Source organism: Enterobacter sp. IF2SW-B1 (assembly GCF_001743375.1).
Classification (GTDB): domain Bacteria; phylum Pseudomonadota; class Gammaproteobacteria; order Enterobacterales; family Enterobacteriaceae; genus Enterobacter; species Enterobacter bugandensis.
In genome coordinates, this window is sequence record NZ_MJAA01000002.1 from 454,443 (window position 1) to 473,083 (window position 18,641).

General features: G+C 55.6%; 16 protein-coding genes. 12 read left to right on the forward strand and 4 right to left on the reverse strand.

All coding sequences use genetic code 11. The features are described 5' to 3' along the window. Nucleotides 1-164: 164 nt before the first annotated feature. Nucleotides 165-650: a GNAT family N-acetyltransferase gene (locus A6013_RS06570; RefSeq protein WP_069732748.1), complete on the forward strand. Its 486-nt coding sequence runs from the start codon at nucleotides 165-167 to the stop codon at nucleotides 648-650. Here the strand turns inward: A6013_RS06570 and galR are convergent. Further along, nucleotides 611-1,627, reverse strand: a complete 1,017-nt coding sequence (gene galR / locus A6013_RS06575; protein WP_069732749.1) for an HTH-type transcriptional regulator GalR — start codon at nucleotides 1,625-1,627, stop codon at nucleotides 611-613. The two genes, A6013_RS06570 and galR, sit on opposite strands and share 40 nt — an antisense overlap. A 623-nt stretch (nucleotides 1,628-2,250) precedes the next feature. Between galR and aas the strand changes: the two genes are divergently transcribed. Together aas and lplT are read left to right on the forward strand one after the other, a co-directional pair. Next, entirely contained in the window at nucleotides 2,251-4,410 is a 2,160-nt protein-coding gene (gene aas, locus A6013_RS06580) for a bifunctional acyl-ACP--phospholipid O-acyltransferase/long-chain-fatty-acid--ACP ligase (protein WP_069732750.1), read from the forward strand. Then, complete coding sequence (gene lplT, locus A6013_RS06585) at nucleotides 4,403-5,596, forward strand: lysophospholipid transporter LplT (protein ID WP_028014288.1); 1,194 nt, start codon at nucleotides 4,403-4,405, stop codon at nucleotides 5,594-5,596. Before aas ends, lplT begins: the two co-directional genes overlap by 8 nt. 45 nt (nucleotides 5,597-5,641) lie before the next feature. Here the strand turns inward: lplT and A6013_RS06590 are convergent, their stop codons facing one another. The 3 genes from A6013_RS06590 to mutH form a co-directional block, all read right to left on the reverse strand. Continuing rightward, on the reverse strand, nucleotides 5,642-6,682 hold the full coding sequence (locus tag A6013_RS06590; protein ID WP_028014287.1) for an NADP(H)-dependent aldo-keto reductase: 1,041 nt from the start codon (nucleotides 6,680-6,682) through the stop codon (nucleotides 5,642-5,644). A 131-nt stretch (nucleotides 6,683-6,813) separates the two neighbouring features. Next, on the reverse strand, nucleotides 6,814-7,032 hold the full coding sequence (locus A6013_RS06595; protein WP_014885085.1) for a YgdI/YgdR family lipoprotein: 219 nt from the start codon (nucleotides 7,030-7,032) through the stop codon (nucleotides 6,814-6,816). 128 nt (nucleotides 7,033-7,160) lie between these two features. After that, nucleotides 7,161-7,853 carry a DNA mismatch repair endonuclease MutH gene (gene mutH, locus A6013_RS06600; RefSeq protein ID WP_028014286.1) on the reverse strand — a complete coding sequence of 231 codons (693 nt, stop codon included), beginning with the start codon at nucleotides 7,851-7,853 and terminating at the stop codon, nucleotides 7,161-7,163. Nucleotides 7,854-8,536: 683 nt separating this feature from the next. Between mutH and rppH the strand changes: the two genes are divergently transcribed. From rppH to recC, 9 genes are all read left to right on the forward strand, one after another. Then, on the forward strand, nucleotides 8,537-9,067 hold the full coding sequence (gene rppH, locus A6013_RS06605) for an RNA pyrophosphohydrolase (protein WP_013098553.1): 531 nt from the start codon (nucleotides 8,537-8,539) through the stop codon (nucleotides 9,065-9,067). Between the two features lie 12 nt (nucleotides 9,068-9,079). Then, nucleotides 9,080-11,326: a phosphoenolpyruvate--protein phosphotransferase gene (gene ptsP, locus A6013_RS06610; protein ID WP_028014285.1), complete on the forward strand. Its 2,247-nt coding sequence runs from the start codon at nucleotides 9,080-9,082 to the stop codon at nucleotides 11,324-11,326. A 192-nt stretch (nucleotides 11,327-11,518) separates the two neighbouring features. After that, a complete protein-coding gene (lgt, locus tag A6013_RS06615) occupies nucleotides 11,519-12,394 on the forward strand; it encodes a prolipoprotein diacylglyceryl transferase (RefSeq protein ID WP_028014284.1) in 876 nt (291 codons plus the stop codon). Nucleotides 12,395-12,400: 6 nt separating this feature from the next. Further along, nucleotides 12,401-13,195 (forward strand): thymidylate synthase, encoded by a 795-nt coding sequence (thyA, locus tag A6013_RS06620; RefSeq protein ID WP_047367463.1) that lies wholly within the window; start codon nucleotides 12,401-12,403, stop codon nucleotides 13,193-13,195. A 184-nt stretch (nucleotides 13,196-13,379) separates the two neighbouring features. Beyond that, nucleotides 13,380-13,844, forward strand: a complete 465-nt coding sequence (locus A6013_RS06625; RefSeq protein ID WP_069732751.1) for a prepilin peptidase-dependent protein — start codon at nucleotides 13,380-13,382, stop codon at nucleotides 13,842-13,844. Beyond that, on the forward strand, nucleotides 13,835-14,395 hold the full coding sequence (locus A6013_RS06630) for a prepilin peptidase-dependent protein (protein ID WP_069732752.1): 561 nt from the start codon (nucleotides 13,835-13,837) through the stop codon (nucleotides 14,393-14,395). The genes A6013_RS06625 and A6013_RS06630 overlap by 10 nt, the downstream gene beginning before the upstream one ends. Next, complete coding sequence (locus A6013_RS06635; protein WP_048999249.1) at nucleotides 14,392-14,793, forward strand: DUF2509 family protein; 402 nt, start codon at nucleotides 14,392-14,394, stop codon at nucleotides 14,791-14,793. Before A6013_RS06630 ends, A6013_RS06635 begins: the two co-directional genes overlap by 4 nt. Then, nucleotides 14,778-15,101, forward strand: coding sequence for a prepilin-type N-terminal cleavage/methylation domain-containing protein (locus A6013_RS06640; protein WP_048960720.1), 324 nt, complete (start codon nucleotides 14,778-14,780; stop codon nucleotides 15,099-15,101). Before A6013_RS06635 ends, A6013_RS06640 begins: the two co-directional genes overlap by 16 nt. A gap of 12 nt (nucleotides 15,102-15,113) precedes the next feature. Continuing rightward, nucleotides 15,114-18,488: an exodeoxyribonuclease V subunit gamma gene (gene recC / locus A6013_RS06645; RefSeq protein ID WP_069732753.1), complete on the forward strand. Its 3,375-nt coding sequence runs from the start codon at nucleotides 15,114-15,116 to the stop codon at nucleotides 18,486-18,488. The last annotated feature ends 153 nt before the right edge of the window (nucleotides 18,489-18,641 follow it).

The window sequence follows — 18,641 nt, forward strand, 5'->3', positions numbered from 1 at the left end:
TAAGCGATGCGGGAAGCGCAAAACTTCTGCCACGATCACGCTTTTTGGTCACGATTCGCCTGGCCTGCCGGAAGTAAAACTAAATAGTCTGACTCTGGTAAAATAATCGCCAAACCGGGCTGGAGGCGTCAGGCCAGCATATTCCTTAAAAACGCAGGTGAAACGTGAAAAAGACCGTCATTCTCCCGCTTTACGAGGCACCGCACTATGCGGAGCAGGTCACCGACTGGCTCTGGCAGGCCTTTGGCGAGGGGCTTGCGCGGGATTTTTTCCATAGCATCGTCGAGCACAGCCAGACGCCGGGTGCCCTGCCGCTGACCTTTATCGCCGTAGAGGATGAACGGCTTCTCGGGACGGTGGGACTCTGGCGCTGTGATTTGATTACCCGTCAGGATCTCTGTCCGTGGCTGGCGGCGCTCTACGTTGACGACGCGGCGCGCGGCAAGGGGCTGGCAGGAAAGTTACAGCAGCATGTTATTCGCTTCGCCGCACGGGCCGGGTACGAGGAACTTCATCTCTGGTCTGCCTGCCGCGACTTCTATGAACGTTACGGCTGGCAGTATATTGGCGATGGGCTGGAGTATCCGGATAAAACGGTACACCTGTATCGCTATTCGCTCTGCGCGTCAGCGGGCGCAGCAACGGAGTGACGGCGCACTAACGTTGGGCTGAAGAGATGGGTAATCTCCGGCGGCTGGCGTTGTTCGGCCAGCGCCAGCGCCAGTTCTGCGGCCTGGGTGGCCATCGTGATGATGGGGTAGCGTACGGTGGTCAGGCGCGGGCGCACGTACCGGGAGACCAAAACATCGTCGAAGCCAATCAGCGAGATTTCCGCTGGCACCTCGATCCCGTTGTCATTCATGACGCCCATTGCCCCGGCAGCCATCGAATCGTTATAGCTGGCGACCGCGGTGAAAGTCCGTCCGCGACCCAGCAGCTCCGTCATGGCCTGTTCGCCGCCGCTCTCATCCGGTTCACCGTAGGCCACCAGACGGTCATTGCACGGCAGACCGTTTTCGCGCAGGGCGTCGTAGTAGCCCTGCAGGCGGTCTTCCGCATCAGAAATGGGGTGATTGGAGCAGAGATAGCCAATCCGGGTATGACCCTGTTGAATCAGATGACGGGTCGCAAGCCAGGCGCCGTAGCGGTCGTCGAGGGCTACACAGCGTTTTTCAAAGCCGGGGATAATACGGTTGATAATCACCATGCCGGGCATTTGCTTCATCAGGTGAATTAGCTCGGCATCCGGGATCATTTTGGCGTGTACCACCAGTGCAGCGCAGCGGTGGCGGATCAGCTGCTCGATGGCCTGGCGTTCTTTTTGTTCATTATGATAGCCATTGCCGATCAGCAAAAAATTACCCGTCTGATAAGAGACCTGTTCAACCGCTTTTACCATGGCACCGAAAAAGGGGTCGGAAACGTCTCCCACCACCAGCCCAATAGTCTCTGTTGACTGCTGGGCGAGCGCGCGGGCGTTGGCATTCGGATGGTAGTTCAGGGTTTCCATGGCGCTTTGTACCGCCTGGCGTGATGCGTCACTGGCTTTGGGTGAATCATTAATCACGCGGGAGACGGTGGCTACCGACACACCTGCCAGACGAGCCACATCCTTTATTGTCGCCATTTATAACCTTCTTATTTGGGGTAAGCGTTTACACACTGAATAGTGTTGCGGAAAAGTGACGTCCATTCAAGGGAAGCCGGTTTCCGCGCGCCACAAACGTGACGCAGACCAACCCTGGTAGTGTAATCGTTACACGCCTGGTCATGTCAGAAGAATGTCATTCTGAACCTTTAGTTACACTTTGCCTCAGGCTGTTGCGATTGTCCGGTGGCGATGACGTTAAAGAGGTTGGTAGAGTCGAGATCCCAGAGGTATTGATAGGTGGAATCAACTCCGGTTGATTAACACGACTTACACCAGCCTGCGTTCTTACGCAGGTTTTTTTTGCCTGATCGTTCAACCTGTAACAGCAAAAGAGAATATTCACACCTGGTTGCATTTCGGCTCATTCCCTTGCGTTTTCCTGCTGGCGAAGCGCAGGGTCAACAGCCACAATCAAGATCCCAGAGGTATTGATTGGTGAGAATTCTTAGTACGGTTTCGTACTCATCTCTTGCACCAACCTGCGCGGATGCGCAGGTTTTTTTTCGCCTCCATTTTTGCTGTCGCTCCCGTATCACTTCTCGTGTAATCTGCCACCATTTACTGTCAACCCACCACACTGTCTGGCAAAGGGAGTTGAGATGCTATTTGGGTTTTTCCGTACACTGTTCCGTATTCTTTTTCGCATCCGCGTCACTGGCGACGCCCAGGCGCTTCGTGGCGAGCGCGTTCTCATCACACCCAATCATGTTTCTTTTATAGACGGCATCCTGCTTGCGCTATTTCTGCCCGTGCGTCCGGTGTTTGCGGTCTATACCTCCATCAGCCAGCAGTGGTATATGCGCTGGCTCACCCCACTTATCGATTTCGTACCGCTTGACCCGACAAAGCCGATGATGATTAAACACCTGGTACGTCTGGTAGAGCAGGGGCGTCCGGTGGTCATTTTCCCGGAAGGGCGCATTTCAGTGACCGGTTCGCTGATGAAAATCTACGACGGCGCGGGGTTTGTCGCGGCGAAATCAAACGCGACCGTAGTGCCGCTGCGCATTGAAGGCGCAGAGTTGACCCATTTCAGCCGCCTTAAGGGGCTGGTGAAGCAGCGTCTGTTCCCCAAAATCACGCTGCATATCCTGCCGCCAACGTCGTTACCGATGCCGGAAGCGCCGCGTGCCCGCGATCGCCGTAAAATCGCCGGGGAAATGCTGCACCAGATTATGATGGAAGCGCGCATGGCCGTTCGTCCGCGCGAAACGCTGTATGAATCCCTGCTTTCGGCGCAGTACCGCTACGGCGCGAAGAAAAACTGCATTGAAGACATCAACTTTACCCCTGATACCTATCGTAAACTGCTGACCAAGACGCTGTTCGTGGGCCGCATTCTTGAGAAGTACAGCAAAAAGGGCGAAAAGATCGGCCTGATGCTGCCAAACGCGGGCATCAGCGCGGCGGTGATTTTTGGTGCGGTTTCCCGTGGCCGTATACCGGCGATGATGAACTACACGGCGGGCGTGAAAGGGCTGACCAGCGCCATTACCGCCGCCCAAATCAATACCATCTTTACCTCCCGACAGTTTCTGGACAAAGGCAAGCTGTGGCATCTGCCGGAACAGCTGACCCAGGTACGCTGGTTCTTCCTGGAAGATCTAAAAGCGGACGTGACCACCGGCGACAAGCTGTGGATTTTTGCGCATCTGCTGGTGCCGCATCTGGCTCAGGTCAAACAGCAGCCGGAAGATGACGCGATTATCCTTTTCACGTCGGGTTCGGAGGGTAATCCGAAAGGCGTCGTCCACAGCCACAAGAGTATTCTGGCGAACGTTGAGCAGATCAAAAGCATTGCCGACTTTACCGCGAATGACCGTTTTATGTCGGCGCTGCCGCTGTTCCACTCCTTTGGCCTGACGGTGGGGCTGTTCACGCCGCTGCTGACCGGTGCCGAGGTGTTCCTCTATCCCAGCCCGCTGCACTACCGCATCGTGCCGGAGCTGGTGTATGACCGTAACTGCACCGTCCTGTTCGGGACCTCAACTTTCCTGGGTAACTATGCCCGTTTCGCCAATCCGTATGATTTCTTCCGCGTTCGGTACGTGGTGGCCGGTGCGGAAAAGCTGCAGGAGAGCACGCGTCAGATCTGGCAGGATAAGTTTGGCCTGCGCATTCTTGAAGGTTATGGCGTTACCGAGTGTGCGCCCGTGGTCTCGATCAACGTACCGATGGCGGCGAAACCGGGAACGGTGGGGCGAATTCTGCCGGGGATGGATGCGCGCTTGCTGGCGGTGCCGGGCATTGAGGACGGTGGCCGCCTGCAGCTGAAAGGGCCAAACGTGATGAACGGTTACCTGCGCGTGGAAAAACCAGGCGTGCTGGAAGCGCCAACGGCGGAAAACGTCAACGGCGAGATTGAAACCGGCTGGTACGACACCGGTGACATCGTTCGTTTCGATGAGCAAGGCTTTGTACAGATTCAGGGGCGCGCAAAACGCTTCGCCAAAATCGCCGGTGAGATGGTCTCTCTGGAAATGGTTGAACAGCTGGCGACGGCCGTGTCCGCCGAGAAGATGCACGCCACGGTCGTGAAGAGCGATGCCAGCAAAGGCGAGGCGCTGGTGCTGTTTACCACTGATGCTGAGCTTAAGCGCGACAGGTTACTGAGCTATGCGCGTGAACACGGTATTCCTGAACTGGCCGTGCCGCGCGATATTCGCCACCTGAAGCAGCTTCCGGTGCTGGGTAGCGGCAAGCCCGATTTCGTGACCCTGAAAGGTATGGTTGAAGAGGCGGAGCAGCATAATGCGTGAGTCAGTACACACTAACACCTCCCTCAGGTCGAAAGGCATGATGGCGGTCATCGCCGCGCAGTTTCTCTCTGCGTTCGGTGATAACGCGCTGCTTTTTGCCACGCTGGCGCTGCTGAAAGCCGAGTTTTACCCTGACTGGAGTCAGCCGATCCTGCAGATGGTGTTTGTGGGCGCTTACATTATCTTTGCCCCGTTTGTGGGGCAGGTGGCGGACAGCTTCCCGAAAGGCCGGGTGATGATGTTTGCCAACGGTCTCAAGCTGCTGGGCGCTGCCAGTATCTGCTTCGGCTTCAATCCGTTTATTGGCTACACGCTGGTGGGCATCGGTGCTGCCGCCTACTCCCCGGCGAAGTATGGCATTCTCGGAGAACTGACCACGGGCGATAAGCTGGTGAAAGCCAACGGCCTGATGGAGTCGTCAACGATTGCCGCTATCCTCCTCGGCTCCGTCGCGGGTGGCGTGCTGGCCGACTGGCATGTTCTGGCGGCCCTGGGCGTGTGTGCAGTGGTGTATGGTGGGGCGGTCGTGGCTAACCTGTTTATTCCGAAGCTGCCGGTGGCTCGCCCGGGCCAGTCCTGGCGCTTTAAACCGATGACCGGCAGTTTCTTTAACGCGTGCCGCGTGCTGTGGCGTAACGGGGAAACGCGTTTCTCCCTGATGGGGACCAGTATGTTCTGGGGGGCGGGCGTCACGCTGCGCTTCCTGCTGGTTCTGTGGGTACCGGTGGCGCTGGGGATCACCGACAACGCGACGCCGACCTATCTGAATGCGATGGTGGCGATCGGGATTGTGGCTGGCGCGGGCGCGGCGGCGAAGCTGGTGACGCTTGAAACGGTCGCACGCTGCATGCCAGCGGGGATCCTGATTGGCCTCGTGGTGCTTATTTTCTCGCTGCAACATGCGTTATTGCCCGCTTATGCTCTGTTGATCCTGATTGGTATTCTGGGGGGCTTCTTTGTGGTACCGCTGAATGCGTTACTCCAGGAGCGTGGCAAGCAGACCGTCGGGGCGGGGAATGCCATTGCGGTTCAAAATCTCGGTGAAAACCTGGCCATGCTGTTAATGCTGGGGCTCTACTCGCTGGCGGTAAAAGTGGGTGTCCCGGTGGTGGCGATTGGCGTCGGATTTGGTGGGCTGTTCGCGGCGGCGATTGCGGGATTGTGGATCTGGCAGCGTCGCCGTTAATAAGTAGCCGGGTGGCGGCTTCGCCTTACCCGGCAAAAGCATCAGCTACGGCGCAGGATAGGTATAAACCTGATGCACCGCTTCAATCTCCGCTAGCACCTCTTCACTCAGGTTCAGATGGAAACTCTCAATGTTAGTTTTCAGCTGTTCCATGGTCGTCGCGCCAAGCAGGGTACTGGCAACAAACGGCTGACGGCGCACGAAGGCCAGCGCCATCTGCGCCGGATCCAGGCCGTGGCGCTTCGCGATATCCACATAGGCAGCAACGGCTTTTTGCGTCTGCTCGCCGCTGTAGCGGGTAAAGCGGCTAAAGAGGGTATTACGCGCCCCGGCCGGTTTCGCACCGTTCAGGTATTTCCCCGTCAGGGTGCCGAAACCGAGGCATGAATAGGCGAGCAGTTCCACTTCCTCATATTGCGTCACTTCGGCCAGCCCCACCTCGTAGCTGCGGTTAAGCAGGCTGTACGGGTTCTGGATGGTGACGATGCGCGGCAGATCGTGTTTATCCGCCAGGTGCAGATAGCGCATTACGCCAAAGGCCGTTTCGTTGGACACGCCTATGTAGCGGATTTTTCCCGCGCGCTGGCATTCAGTCAGCGCCTCCAGCGTTTCCAGCAGCGTAACGGCGGGGGCGCTCTCGTTCCAGCTGTAGCCGAGCTTGCCAAAACAGTTGGTTGGACGCTGCGGCCAGTGGACCTGGTAAAGGTCGAGATAGTCGGTTTGCAGGCGCTTCAGGCTCGCGTCCAGCGCGGCGCGGATATTTTTGCGATCAAGGATTTGGTTTGGGCGGATCCCGGCATCGTTGTTTCGCGCGGGGCCACTTACTTTCGAGGCGATAACCAGCTTTTCACGGTTACCGCGTTTTGCCAGCCAGTTACCGACGTAGGTTTCGGTAAGTCCCTGCGTTTCAGGGCGTGGAGGCACAGGGTACATCTCTGCGACATCAATCAGGTTAATCCCCTGGCTGACGGCATAATCGAGTTGTGCATGGGCATCGGCTTCGCTGTTTTGTTCACCAAATGTCATCGTGCCCAACCCCAGTTGACTTATCTCCAGAGCGCTGTGGGGGATACGGTGATAATGCATAGCCGGCTTCCTTCAATAGACATGTAGACCGCGTCAGGAACCTCCCGACAAAGGAATATAAACATGGCAGAGGGGAAGCAAAAGGGGAAGAAAAAAATCAAAAAGGCCAGTAGGCTACTGACCTCCGACTGTTATCGCTCAATAATTTGCGAGACTTCGTCGCGATTGATCTGCATTTTATTGCCTGCCTGATCGTGGTAGCTGACCAGACCGGTATCATCGTCGACTTCAGGTTTACCGTCAGTCAGGATCATCCGGCCGTCTTTCGTCGCCATGACGTAATCACTGCTGCAGCCCGAAACGGCAAACGCCAACCCGACTGCTGAAATTAACACCGCCCATTTTTTCATCGTTATCGTCCTCATCTGGCTCGTATCAAATCATAGTGTAGTATTAACCCGTTATAGCAACAGGGTGAAGCGGTAAAATCTTAAAAACCAGGCGATTATGTTTGTGAGCTCGCAAAATAAGTAAAAAACTATGTTTTAAGTAAGAAATGACGAGCAAGCAGCGCGCCGGTGAAATTTTTTTTGAGATAAAAGCCGCGCGGCAGCGTCAGTATGGGTTCGCCCATCGCGCCGATCGCCTCGGTAAGCGCTTTGCTGTTTGCCGCTTTCGGGCGCAGCTGTAACACTTCTCCGTGCCGGGCGGTAATTCGCTCGACCTGACCGAGCACAATCATGTCCATCAGTTCTTCCCAGTCCAGGCGCAACTGATGCTCCTCTTCTTCATCCGGGCTCCAGAGCAGCGGCGCGCCAACGCGGCGTTCAGCTAACGGGATCTGCCGTTCGCCTTCAACCGGAACCCAAAGCACGCGATTCAGCTTATGGCGCACGTGGCTGGTTTCCCACGTTACGCCGGTATTGCCGGTTAAAGGCGCAACGCAGACAAAGGTAGTCTCCAGGGGCCGACCCTGGCGGTCGATAGGAATAGTTTTTAACTCTACGCCAAGGGCCGCGAAATCTTGCTCTGGCTTGCTCCCGGCGCTTGCCCCCAGCCACAGCTCCAGAAGCATGCCGATCCAGCCCTTATCTCGTTTCAGATCCTTCGGGATCTGTAGCCCTGCCATCGCCGCCAGTTCGCCCAGCGAGAAGCCTGCAAGGCGCTGAGCCTGCTGTAGCAACTGACTTTCGCTCGAAGGCGGTGAGAGCAAGGGTGAAAGCGGATGCATGACGATAACCTTTTGATTAAAAAATAAACTAAGAAACAGTCCCCAGTGGATAGAGTTTAACTTTTTCTGTACCAATATTCCATGTGCATGATTTATAGGTTTTTTTATGAATTTTTCACGGTTTCATCAGGGACGCAAAACGGGTTGTTCAAATCTGGTCACTGACAATAAACAGGATCTTACACCATGTTATCCACAGAAAAATGGGATAACTGGGCATAACCCTGACTACTGTTTCAATTTACAGCCTTGACGTGCGACGAAAATCCAAATTTCAGACAAATTGTGCCTAACTTATTGGCACAATCTGTGGATAAAACCGACGCTGTTCGATCTTTCATCAGCACGACGATCCCTGCTGTGACGATCGTCACGCTATTCTGCATTTTGTTTGTCGATATGAATATAAAATAATGAAAAATATGGATTTATGTTGAAGGCGAGAAACGGGAGGGCAGAGGCCATTTCAGGTTGTTCATCGGTAATCAGACACTTCTTCACAACTATATCCACAGAAAAGGTGAATAAAATTGCCCTTGAGAACGCACATCTGTTTATAACTCTGCGCTTATTTGTGAGTTATTCAAATGTTATTAGGTTGCAGGCCTGTAAGAGAGTGGTTTACCGCCTCACTGTAGTGTGAAACAATCATTCATATATAAGGTTTAGTTTGGGGTAGTCCGGTGATTGATGACGATGGCTACCGCCCGAACGTAGGAATAGTAATTTGTAATCGTCAGGGCCAGGTCATGTGGGCCCGTCGATATGGTCAGCACTCCTGGCAGTTCCCGCAAGGCGGGATCAATCCGGGAGAGTCCCCAGAACAAGCGATGTACCGGGAGCTTTTTGAAGAGGTCGGTTTAAGCCGAAAAGATGTTCGCATCCTTGCCTCGACCCGCAACTGGTTGCGTTACAAGTTACCGAAACGTTTGGTGCGTTGGGACACAAAGCCGGTTTGTATCGGCCAGAAACAGAAGTGGTTTCTTCTGCAGTTGGTGGGCAACGATTCGGACATCAATATGCAAACCAGCAGTACGCCGGAGTTCGATGGCTGGCGCTGGGTGAGCTATTGGTATCCTGTTCGTCAGGTCGTGTCATTTAAGCGCGATGTTTACCGTAGGGTGATGAAAGAGTTTGCAAGTGTGGTGATGCAGCTTCAGGAGATCCCGCCTAAGCCGCAGAGCGCACCTGCCTGGCGACGTAAAAGAGGTTAAGCTACGCAAATCATGCTCACCCGCTTGCGAGAAATAGTCGAGAAGGTGGCCAGCGCTCCGCGCCTCAACGAGGCGCTGAATATTCTGGTCACTGACATCTGTCTTGCGATGGAGACCGAGGTCTGTTCGGTGTATCTGGCCGACCACGATCGGCGCTGCTATTACCTGATGGCGACTCGCGGTTTGAAAAAGCCGCGGGGGCGCACCGTAACGCTCGCATTTGATGAGGGTATCGTCGGTCTGGTTGGGCGGCTGGCTGAACCTATCAACCTTGCCGACGCGCAAAAACACCCCAGCTTTAAATACATCCCTTCCGTAAAAGAAGAACGCTTCCGCGCGTTTCTGGGTGTGCCGATTATTCAGCGTCGTCAGCTACTCGGTGTGCTGGTCGTCCAGCAGCGCGAGCTGCGTCAGTATGATGAAAGCGAAGAGTCCTTCCTCGTCACGCTGGCGACACAGATGGCGGCGATCCTCTCTCAGTCTCAGCTTGCTGCGCTCTTTGGTCAGTACCGCCATACGCGCATTCGCGCCCTTCCGGCCTCGCCAGGGGTGGCGATTGCGGAAGGCTGGATGGACGCCACGCTGCCGTTGATGGAGCAGGTCTACGAAGCCTCTACGCTTGATGAAGCGCTGGAGCGCGAGCGTCTTACCGCCGCGCTGGAAGAGGCGGCCAATGAGTTCCGTCGCTACAGCAAGCGCTTTGCCGCTGGTGCGCAAAAAGAGACGGCGGCCATCTTCGACCTCTACTCGCACCTGCTTTCCGACGCGCGTCTGCGCCGTGAGCTTTTTGCTGAGGTTGATAAAGGCGCAGTCGCGGAGTGGGCGGTTAAAAAGGTCATCGAAAAATTTGCCGAGCAGTTCGCTGCACTGACCGACGGTTATCTGAAAGAGCGGGCGGGAGATCTCCGCGCGCTGGGACAGCGCCTGCTGTTCCACCTCGATGACACCATTCAGGGGCCGAATGCCTGGCCAAAACGGTTTGTGCTGGTGGCCGATGAACTTTCAGCAACAACGCTGGCCGAGCTGCCGCAGGACAGACTCGCCGGGGTTGTCGTACGTGATGGTGCAGCGAACTCCCATGCCGCCATTATGGTGCGCGCGCTCGGTATCCCTACCGTTATGGGGGCGGATATTCAGCCTTCGGTGCTGCATCGCCGCACGCTGGTGGTTGATGGTTACCGCGGTGAACTGCTGGTTGATCCTGAGCCGGTTCTGCTCCAGGAATATCAGCGTCTCATCAGCGAAGAGAATGAATTAAGCAAGCTGGCGGAAGATGACGTTAACCTGCCCGCGCAGCTGAAAAGCGGAGAGCGGATCAAAGTCATGCTCAACGCCGGCTTAAGCCCCGAGCACGAAGAGAAGCTTGGCAGCCGCATCGACGGGATCGGTTTATACCGCACTGAAATCCCCTTCATGCTGCAGAGCGGTTTCCCCTCCGAAGAGGAGCAGGTGGCGCAGTATCAGGGGATGTTGCAGATGTTCAACGACAAGCCTGTCACCCTGCGAACCCTGGATGTCGGGGCGGATAAACAGCTGCCGTATATGCCCATCAGCGAAGAGAACCCGTGTCTGGGCTGGCGCGGGATCCGCATTACGCTCGATCAGCCGGAGATCTTCCTGATCCAGGTGCGCGCGATGCTGCGCGCCAACGCCGCGACGGGCAATCTCAGTATCCTGCTGCCGATGGTCACCAGCATAGATGAAATCGACGAAGCGCGGCGCCTGATCGAACGTGCTGGTCGTGAAGTGGAAGAGATGATTGGCTATGCGATCCCGAAACCACGGATCGGCGTCATGCTCGAAGTGCCATCTATGGTCTTTATGCTGCCGCAGCTGGCAAATCGCGTTGATTTTATCTCTGTCGGTACCAACGACCTGACGCAATATATTCTGGCCGTCGACCGGAACAACACCCGCGTCGCCAGTATCTACGATAGCCTGCACCCGGCGATCATTCGCGCGCTGGCGATGATTGCCCGTGAGGCTGAACAGTACGGTATTGATCTCCGCCTGTGCGGTGAAATGGCCGGAGACTCAATGTGCGTCGCGATCCTGATTGGTCTGGGGTATCGTCATCTGTCAATGAACGGCCGCGCAGTAGCGCGCGTGAAGTATTTGTTGCGGCATATCGACATCAATGATGCCCGCGAGCTGGCTGAGCGCAGCCTTGAGGCGCAGCTGGCCGCAGAGGTTCGTCACCAGGTGGCGGCATTTATGGAGCGGCGCGGTATGGGCGGCCTGATCCGCGGTGGTCGCTAATCGTCTTTCGTCCTCTCCTTGTGGAGAGGGCGCCAGTGCGCACAAAAACCTATACACATCTTTTACATCTCTGGCGCATCCTCCGCGCCCGCCTTATGCTATGATTCGCAACTTTGGAGCCTCTGCTTAAGGCAGAATCGCATGTCTACCGCTGTCCACTTTCAGCGGAATAACAACATCTTGTGGTGACAGATGAACAGTGGTTATCTGCATTTTCCGGAGTTTGATCCGGTCATTTTCTCAGTAGGACCTGTTTCGCTTCACTGGTACGGTCTGATGTACCTGGTGGGCTTTATTTTTGCCATGTGGCTCGCGGGCCGTCGCGCCAGCCGTCCTGGCAGCGGCTGGACCAAAAACGAAGTTGAAAACCTGCTGTACGCGGGCTTCCTCGGCGTGTTCCTCGGTGGCCGTATTGGGTATGTACTGTTCTATAACTTCCCGGTGTTCCTAAACGATCCCCTCTACCTGTTCCGCGTCTGGGACGGCGGCATGTCCTTCCACGGCGGCCTGATTGGGGTGATCCTGGTGATGGTGATTTTTGCCAAACGCACCAAACGCAACTTCTTCCAGGTGTCAGATTTTATCGCACCGCTGATCCCGTTTGGTCTGGGGGCGGGTCGTCTGGGCAACTTTATTAACGGTGAGCTGTGGGGCCGCGTTGACCCAAGCGTGCCGTACACGATGCTCTTCCCGGGCTCCCGCGCGGAAGATATCGCGCTGCTGCCGTCGCACCCGGAGTGGCAGTCCATTTTCGATACCTACGGCGTGCTGCCGCGTCATATGTCCCAGCTGTATGAACTGGCGCTGGAAGGCGTGGTGCTGTTTATCATCCTCAACCTGTTTATTCGCAAGCCGCGCCCGATGGGAGCTGTTTCCGGACTGTTCCTGATTGGCTATGGCGCGTTCCGCATCATCGTTGAATTCTTCCGCCAGCCGGATGCGCAGTTTACCGGCGAATGGGTACAGTACATCAGCATGGGGCAGATCCTCTCCATTCCGATGATTGTCGCGGGTGCCATTATGATGATTTGGGCGTATCGTCGTCGTCCACAGCAACAACTTTCCTGAGGAACCATGAAACAGTATCTTGAATTGATGAAAAAAGTGCTCGATGAGGGCACGCCGAAAAACGACCGTACCGGTACCGGTACGCTCTCCATTTTTGGCCACCAGATGCGCTTCAATCTGCAAGAAGGCTTCCCTCTGGTGACGACGAAGCGCTGCCACCTGCGCTCGATCATTCATGAACTGCTCTGGTTCCTGCAAGGCGACACCAACGTTGCGTATCTGCACGAAAATAACGTCTCTATCTGGGACGAATGGGCAGATGAAAACGGCAACCTGGGCCCGGTTTACGGCAAGCAGTGGCGCGCATGGCCAACGCCTGATGGCCGCCATATTGACCAGATCACCACCGTGATGAACCAGCTGAAAAACGATCCGGACTCGCGCCGAATCATCGTTTCCGCCTGGAACGTGGGCGAGCTGGATAAAATGGCGCTGGCTCCGTGCCACGCGTTCTTCCAGTTCTATGTCGCAGACGGCAAGCTCTCCTGCCAGCTCTACCAGCGCTCCTGTGACGTGTTCCTCGGCCTGCCGTTTAACATTGCCAGCTATGCGCTGTTAGTCCACATGATGGCGCAGCAGTGCGACCTGGAAGTGGGTGATTTCGTCTGGACAGGTGGGGACACCCATCTTTACAGCAATCATATGGAACAGACGCATCTCCAGCTCACTCGTGAACCGCGCGCGCTGCCGAAGCTGATTATCAAACGCAAACCGGAATCGATCTTCGATTACCGCTTTGATGATTTTGAGATTGAGGGGTACGACCCGTACCCTGGCATCAAAGCGCCTGTCGCTATCTGATGCGGTAAAGCGTGACATAACCGGTGCTGTTTAGCGCCGGTTTTTTTTCGTCTTTATTCCATTTTCCGAGGCGTTATCCAGAAAACGTGCAACGCGCTGCAACTCTCCTGATACTTCGGATAACGCCTCGTAAAACCATTATTCACCGCTCGCCACGCCCACGGCGAATCGCCACACTTCCCGCATGAAAAAAGAGAACGGCTTTACGCTTATCGAAACGCTGGTGGCAGTCTCGCTGGTTGTCATACTCAGCGCCTCAGGTCTGTACGGCTGGGACAGCTGGCAGCGGCAGCAGCGGCTGTGGCAAACCGCCAGCCAGGTGCGCGACTATCTGGTGTTTCTGCGCAACCATGCCAACCGCTACAACCGCGACCATCAAATTAGCCTTCAGCGGTTGGGGGAGACAGAGTGTCTGGTGAGCTCTCCCGTGCAAGGCTGTGAGAAAGGCAGCCCCTTTGTTCTGATTCCACTCTGGCCAGAGGTCGCGGTGAGCGAGGTCACACCGTCATTAGGGTTCTATGGGTTAAGGGATACGGCATGGGCAGGGCGGATACGCCTGCAAAGCCGTGCCGGAGAATGGCTTATCCTGGTCTCAGACGGAGGGCGCATCAGAATGTGTAAGGTCTCACAAGGAGGTTCATGTCGATGAGACAACGCGGTTTCTCGCTGACAGAAGTTCTGATTGCTACGGCCATCAGTAGCCTGTTGTTGATTGGCGCATCGCGCTTTCTACCCGGATTGCAGCAGGCGGTATTACTGCAATCCGGCCAGAGAGAGCTGGAAGAAGAGGTCTGGCAGCGCCTGTTTGCTCTCGGCAAACAGCTTCAGCGTGCGGGTTACTGTGCGGGGAACTGCCAGGGGCAAGGGCTGGCGATCGCAAGGCAGGGCAGCTGCGTCATTGTGCGGTGGGATGCCAACAGTAACGGTCGCTGGGATCGCAGTGCATCAGAAAACGACAGCACCGGTTTTCGTCTGGAATCGGGCGCGCTGGAAACGCTTCGTGGGGCAACCTCGTGTGAAGGTCAGGGATGGGAAAAGCTCACGAACCCGGACAGGCTCGCCATCGCGCATTTTGTGGTGAGGAAAGTAACACACACCGGGTTTGCGCCGGAGTTGAATATCGAACTGTCCGCCCTGCGCAACGGCGATCAAGGAGAGCCTTATCAGGCTTTGTATACGGTCACGGGGTACAACCTGTGAACCGTCAACGCGGTATGTCTTCGCTGGCGCTGGTTCTACTTTTACTGGTGCTTGGTACGCTGATCCTCACCGGCCTTAACCAGCAGCTGACAACGTTCAGCGCGCTCGTTGGCGGTGAGAGCCGTTCGCTGCAGCAGCAGGCTTCTGTACAGTCAGCGCTTGAGTGGGGGCGCGTTCAGAGCTGGTCACCCGCTCCTGAAGTCCAGTGCAAAAAGGCACCCGCCTGGCAAGTGTGTTTGCGGCGGCTGAGTGAGACCACTGTTTTACTGATTGCCGGAGTCAACGACCTGCTGCTCTGGCGTTCAGGAGAGATTATTGACGGTAATATTCGCTTTTCGCCTCACGGCTGGAGTGATTTTTGCCCACTAAAGGAACGTTCGCTATGCCAGCTGCCGTAAGCAAAGAAAAAGGATTTAGCATGGTTGAGGTTCTGCTGGCGATGATGCTGCTGGTCATCATCGTCACGGCACTGGCCGGCTATCATCGGGCGCTGGCGGCGCGGTTTACGCTGTTTAACCAGTATCGTCAGCTCTGGCACCACGCCTGGAATCAGGCTCAGCTCTCAACAAATGTTCTGCCCGCAGGCTGGCAGGCCAGTCGGGTGCAGACAACGCACGCAGGATGTGTCAGCATCACGGTTACACTTATTTCTCCTCTGGGGCGACGCGGTGAAATAACGCGTCTGCATTGCCCGGTTAGCCAGTAGTCGGGAGCGTCTATGTTAAGGGTCTACCACTCAAATCGTCTGGATGTGCTGGAAGCACTGATGGAATTTATCGTTGAGCGCGAGCGGCTCGACGATCCTTTTGAGCCTGAAATGGTGCTGGTGCAGAGCACCGGTATGGCACAGTGGCTGCAAATGTCGCTTTCCCGTAAGTTTGGCATTGCCGCGAATATTGATTTCCCGCTGCCCGCGAGCTTTATCTGGGAGATGTTTGTTCGCGTGTTACCGGACATCCCCGAGCAGAGCGCCTTCAACAAGCAGGGCATGGGCTGGAAGCTGATGGCGCTGCTGCCGGAGATGCTCCAGCATGATGAATTCGCCATGCTGCGCCACTACCTCAATGACGATACCGATAAGCGCAAGCTGTTCCAGCTGGCGTCGCGCACCGCCGATCTCTACGACCAATACCTTGTTTACCGTTCTGACTGGTTAATTCGCTGGGAAGCGGGCGAACTGGTTGAAGGGTTACCGGAGGCGCAAATATGGCAGGCACCGCTTTGGAAAGCGCTGGTCGAGCATACGGAGAAACTTGGGCAGCCTAAGTGGCACCGTGCCAACCTGTACGATCGGTTTATCTCAATACTCGAGAATGCGTCGGCGCGTCCAGCCCGACTGCCGTCACGCGTTTTTATCTGTGGGATATCCGCATTACCGCCTGTTTATCTGAAAGCGTTGAATGCGCTGGGTAAACATATCGATATTCATATTTTGTTCACCAACCCTTGCCGACAGTATTGGGGGGATATCCTCGACGAACGTTGGCTTGCGCGGCTGGTGACTCGCCAGCGAAAGCGCCTTTTTGAAGAACGATCCGTCCCGCTGTTTAAAGACGGCTCGACTGCCGGGCAGCTTTTTGATGAAGACGGCATCCAGAACCTGCCCAATCCACTGCTTGCCTCATGGGGGAAGCTGGGGCGTGATTACATTCACATGCTCTCCGATATTACGTCATCAGGCGAAGGTGACGTTGACGCCTTTGTCGAGATCGCCCCGGATAGTCTGCTGCATAATATTCAGTTAGATATTTTGGATCTGGAGAACCGCGCCGTCATGGGCGTGACGGCGAAAGAGTTTGAGCGCAGCGACAGCAAGCGGAAGCTGGACGCCGAGGATCGCAGTATCACGATCCATGTTTGTCATAGCCCGCAGCGTGAGGTCGAAGTGCTTCACGATCGGCTGCTGGCGATGCTGCAGGACGACCCTGAACTGACGCCACGCGATATCGTGGTGATGGTGGCGGACATCGACAGCTACAGTCCCTTTATTCAGGCCGTCTTCGGCAGTGCGACGGGTGAGCGATATCTGCCTTACGCCATCTCTGACCGTCGTGCCCGTCAGTCGCACCCGGCATTGCAGGCATTTATCACCCTGCTTTCACTGCCGGATAGCCGGTTTATCTCCGAAGATGTTCTGGCGTTACTGGATGTTCCCGTGCTGGCAGCCCGCTTCAACATCAATGAAGAAGGGCTGCGCTACCTTCGCCAGTGGGTAAACGAATCAGGCGTTCGCTGGGGCATCGATGACGATAACGTTCAGGAGTTCGAGCTTCCCCCAACCGGCCAGCATACCTGGCGGTTTGGCCTGACGCGTATGCTGCTGGGCTACGCCATGGAGAGCAGCCAGGGCGAGTGGAACGAAGTGCTGCCTTACGATGAGTCCAGCGGTTTGATTGCTGACCTGGTAGGGCATTTAGCTTCTCTGCTGATGCAGCTTAACCGCTGGCGCCGTGAGCTAATGCAGCCGCGTCCGCTTGAAGAGTGGCTCCCGGTGTGCAGGGCGTTACTTAATGATTTCTTCCTGCCAGACAACGACACCGAAGCGGCGATGGCGCTCATTGAAACGCAGTGGCAGGCTATCGTTGACGAGGGCGTGAATTCCCACTATCGCGAAGCGATTCCTTTGTCGCTACTGAGAGATGAGTTGACGCAGCGCCTTGACCAGGAGCGAATCAGCCAGCGTTTCCTGGCAGGCCCCATCAATATCTGTACCCTGATGCCAATGCGCTCAATTCCCTTTAAGGTGGTCTGCCTGCTCGGCATGAACGACGGTATTTATCCTCGGGCCCTGGCACCGCTGGGGTTCGATTTGATGAACGCAGATCCAAAGCGGGGTGACCGTAGCCGTCGTGATGATGACCGCTATCTCTTCCTTGAAGCGCTCATCTCCGCTCAAAGTAAGCTCTATATCAGCTATATCGGTCGTTCCATTCAGGACAACAGCGAGCGCTTCCCCTCCGTTCTGGTGCAGGAACTGGTGGATTATATCGGCCAGAGCCACTATCTGGCTGGGGATGAGGCGCTTAACTGCGATGAAAGCGAGCAGCGGGTGAAGGCGCACATTACCTGTATCCACAGCCGCATGCCGTTTGACCCGGTAAACTATATTGTCAGCGAACAGCAAAGCTATGCCCGCGAATGGCTGCCAGCAGCGAAAAAAGAGGGGAGAGCCCATACGGATTTTATTCAGCCGCTTGATCCACTGCCCATTAACACTCTGACTTTCGAACAGCTTCAGCGGTTTTGGGCGCATCCGGTGCGCGCCTTCTTCCAGCAGCGATTACAGGTCAACTTCCGCTCTGAAGAGAGCGAAATTCCTGATGCAGAACCCTTTACTCTGGATGGGCTGGAGCGCTATCAGCTAAACCTCCAACTGCTTAATGCGCTGGTTGAAGAGGAAGATGCAGACAAACTTTACCGCCGCTACCGTGCCGCAGGACAACTACCTTACGGTGCGTTTGGGGAAATCGTCTGGGAGGCGCAGTGCCAGGAGATGACCGCTCTGGCGGAGCGCGTCAGGGAGCACCGCCAGCCCGGACACAGCATCGAAATCGATCTCAGCTGCAAGGGCATACAGCTCACGGGCTGGCTAACCCAGGTTCAGCCGGATGGGCTACTGCGCTGGCGGCCTTCTCTGCTCAGCGTTTCACAAGGATTGCAACTCTGGCTGGAACATCTTGTCTACAGTGCGGGTGGGAATAAAGGTGAAAGCCGGATCTTCGTGCGCAAAGAGGGCGAATGGCGCTTCCCACCCATGGAGGCAGAACAGGCGTTACGCTATCTGTCCTTGTATATTGAGGGCTATCTTCAGGGAATGAACAAACCCCTCCTGTTACTGCCCGAAAGTGGCGGTGCGTGGATAAAAGCCTGTTATGACGCGCAGAATGATGCGATGTTAACGGATGAGGCTTCGCTGCAGAAAGCGCGCAGTAAATTTATGCAGGCCTATGAAGGAAACATGATGGTACGCGGTGAAGGTGAGGATGTCTGGTATCAACGTCTATGGCGAACGCTTGAACCAGAATACTTCGAGGCTATTACGGAAGAGGCACAGCGCTACCTGTTACCGTTGTTTAAGTTTAATCAGTCCTGAGCGCTGTATAAAAATTGCGCAGCATGGGGTGTTCATTTATGATGCACTTCTTATCACGGACTGATGTACCTAAATAAAGAGATGTTGGCGTGTCCAGCACGCAGTTTGTTAATGATGTTTGCCCTAAATAATTCGAGTTGAAGGAAGGCGGCA